Source organism: Fervidicella metallireducens AeB (assembly GCF_000601455.1).
GTDB classification, from domain to species: domain Bacteria; phylum Bacillota; class Clostridia; order Clostridiales; family Caloramatoraceae; genus Fervidicella; species Fervidicella metallireducens.
Window position 1 is genome coordinate 1 of sequence record NZ_AZQP01000091.1, and the last position, 2882, is coordinate 2882.

Annotated in this window: 4 protein-coding genes; 2 read left to right on the plus strand and 2 right to left on the minus strand. The window is 30.2% G+C overall.

From position 1 onward, the window contains the following. Nucleotides 1-133 precede the first annotated feature (133 nt). Nucleotides 134-691, minus strand: coding sequence for a DUF2087 domain-containing protein (locus Q428_RS13570; protein ID WP_035381834.1), 558 nt, complete (start codon nucleotides 689-691; stop codon nucleotides 134-136). Between the two features lie 24 nt (nucleotides 692-715). Next, on the minus strand, nucleotides 716-1126 hold the full coding sequence (locus Q428_RS13575; RefSeq protein WP_035381836.1) for a hypothetical protein: 411 nt from the start codon (nucleotides 1124-1126) through the stop codon (nucleotides 716-718). A 189-nt stretch (nucleotides 1127-1315) separates the two neighbouring features. Between Q428_RS13575 and Q428_RS13580 the strand changes: the two genes are divergently transcribed. Then, nucleotides 1316-2356, plus strand: a complete 1041-nt coding sequence (locus Q428_RS13580; protein ID WP_035381838.1) for an aminopeptidase — start codon at nucleotides 1316-1318, stop codon at nucleotides 2354-2356. 26 nt (nucleotides 2357-2382) lie between these two features. Next, nucleotides 2383-2841, plus strand: coding sequence for a hypothetical protein (locus Q428_RS13585; protein ID WP_035381840.1), 459 nt, complete (start codon nucleotides 2383-2385; stop codon nucleotides 2839-2841). Nucleotides 2842-2882: the final 41 nt, after the last annotated feature.

Consider the following 2882-nt stretch of genomic DNA (forward strand, 5'->3'; position numbering starts at 1 on the left):
AAAGCTTCGGATAGTGAAATACTTATCCGAAGCTTTTTTATGGTGGGCCCATAAAGGTGCCAGGCATATAAGTTTATATGACTGTTATTTTTGAAGTGAATATCTACAAGTAAAAAAAATATTAAAGGAAAAATTATTCGTTATTTTTACATAAAGTATAATAGCCATTTTCTCTTGTTAATATCTTTTCTGAAACCATATCTCTTCTAATGGTGCAGAAATCATCATGAATATCAGCGATGATAAGATTAACTTCTTTTTCTGAATAAGTTTTTCCGTATTCAAAATTTTTGGCTATTTCTTCAAGTACAATTTTTTTCTTTTTAAGCTGAACGGGAATAGATTTTAGCTTTCCATATTTGAAGAATGATGATATAACATTATTCCTATAGTTTTCTTCCCTTTTCTCTTGAACGTTAGTATCTACATCATCAACCTTTATCAAATCGTGGAGAGTTGATTTTAGTATATCTGGATTTAGATGATAAACGATGTAATACTGTTCCTTCACAGAATAAACAAGCCCAGCCTCTTCAAGCTTTTTTAAGTGGAAGGAAACCGTTGAAGCTGATAAATCAAGTCTTTCAGCAAGAAGCTCTACGTACATTGGTTCCTGTAGAAGATTACTAATAATTCTAAGTCGTGACTTATCGGATAAGCATTTAAATATAGTTATAGAGCGTTCGAACAAAACTATCACTTCCTATGTTATAATTTAATACTTCTTATAAAATAAAATAAACATATCTTTTATTTCATTTGCAGTATTTATTTTTATTTCTTCAATTAATTGTTCCTTGTACATATTATGTTCCTTTGCTTTAGCATGGTTAGCTATCCACTGTGATGGTATCTTATCAAAGAATGACATATATGCAAGGTATAAGTTTTTATAATTCTCGTCTTCTGAGTTCTCAATTTTTGAATTTGGTTTACCGTATACTTTGTTATAGCTAGCATTAAACATTTTATGAAAAATATCCATAACATTAGTTTTAATTTTTTCAAGCATAGCTTCATCATTAGAATCATCATTTTTTAGAAACTCAGCATGTGAATTGGTTTCAGTGATGCGATTATTTAAAGCCTTTATAAATTCTTCTCTAAGTATTTGATGTTTTTCCATATAACCACCCCTAAATATATCTATAATTTAATTATATAAATCAAAACAAAAAAGTCAATTTAATTCGATGATTATAAAAATGTATTGACAAGAATTAATTTGAAGTGTATTATTTTATTTAGATGGTCATAGAAATAAAAAACGACCTGATGAAATTATGAGAGTCAAAATGAAAACGGGGGGATTACAATGAATTTTGTAGAGTTAATACCAAATATCGTTAAAGGAATTGATGTTAAAAAGGGATCAGTTGTTTTAATTCAATTTTGGGGAGAAAATGGAGATTTAAATGTATTAGACAAGTTTGCAATTGAAATAGCTAAGAAGGGTGGGGTACCCCTTAAATGGCAATATTCAAGGGAATTCTTTAAAAACTATTTTTCAGAGGTTGCAGATGAAAATCTAGATTTTCCAGATAAATATTTCGAAATATTTAATGTGGCAGATATGGTTATAGATTTATGTATGTATATACCACCTTCTCCACATAAGGATTTTCCTAGAGAGAAGATTCCATTTTATCGTAACTATATGATGAAGCTATTTGGCAGTATAAGGGATAAGGAATGCTTTATTCAAATTAAAGTGCCAACAATAGAAAACGCAGAGGCAGCAGGCATTGAATTCAATTTATATGAGGAAGCAGTATTAGAGGCAATGGGTATAGATTATGATAATCTAAAGGAAAGCTGTAGTTGTCTTATAGAGAAACTATATGGTAAAAATATTGTAGAGATTTATACAGGTGAAAATAGTAAATTGACATTTGAATTAGGAAACAGAGAATGGCATAAAGATGATGGAAATGGAGATATACCATGTGGTGAAATATACATAGCACCTATTGAAGAAAGTGCTCAGGGAGAAATAATAATTCCGAATATATATTTACAAGGCAAGGTATACGAAAATGTAATTATGAAATTCATAGATGGTAAATTGGCTGACTGTAGTGAAGCTGAAGTATTGGAGCATATAAAATCATATCCAGGAGACTGTGATGTAATTGGAGAGTTCGGAGTTGGTTTAAATGAAAATGTAAGAAAGCTTATAGGATACACTGCACTTGATGAAAAGTGTATAGGAACAGCACATATTGCAGTAGGTATGAATGATATGTTTGGAGGAAAAAACAGTACACCACTACATATGGATTTTGTATTCACTCCAAGTAAAATATTGATTGATAATACTGTAATAATGGAAAACTCAAATATAGTAATTAAATAATAGATTGTTTAAACGGGGGGATAAAAATGTTATTTATATTTTTAGGTACAAGCTGCTCAGGAAAATCATCAGCAGCAGAAGAATTAAAAAAGCTTACAAATGCAAGTATATACTCAGGTAAGGATTATTTACGTCTTGCAAAAAATGAGAAAGAGGCTTGGAATTTATTTAAAACAAAGCTTATAGAGGCTAAGGGAAAAGGTTTAAATGAAGAGTCAATTATATATGTTGTAAGTGATAAAAATGTTTTACCAAACATTAATGACATAGACGGAGCTGTAAAAATTAGATTCATGGCAGATCTAGAAACATTAAAGACTAGATTTGCTAAAAGAACAGGAGGAAAGCTAGCGCCTCCAATAGAAAAAATGCTAGAGCGTCAAATGACAGAGTGGGATGGGGTAAATGGAGATATATCCTTTGATACCTCAGAAGGCATATCATCAAATGATATTGCTGCCAAGATTTTAGAATACTGCTCGTAAAAAATACCAGGTATGTAGTAAAATACGTACCTGGTATTTTT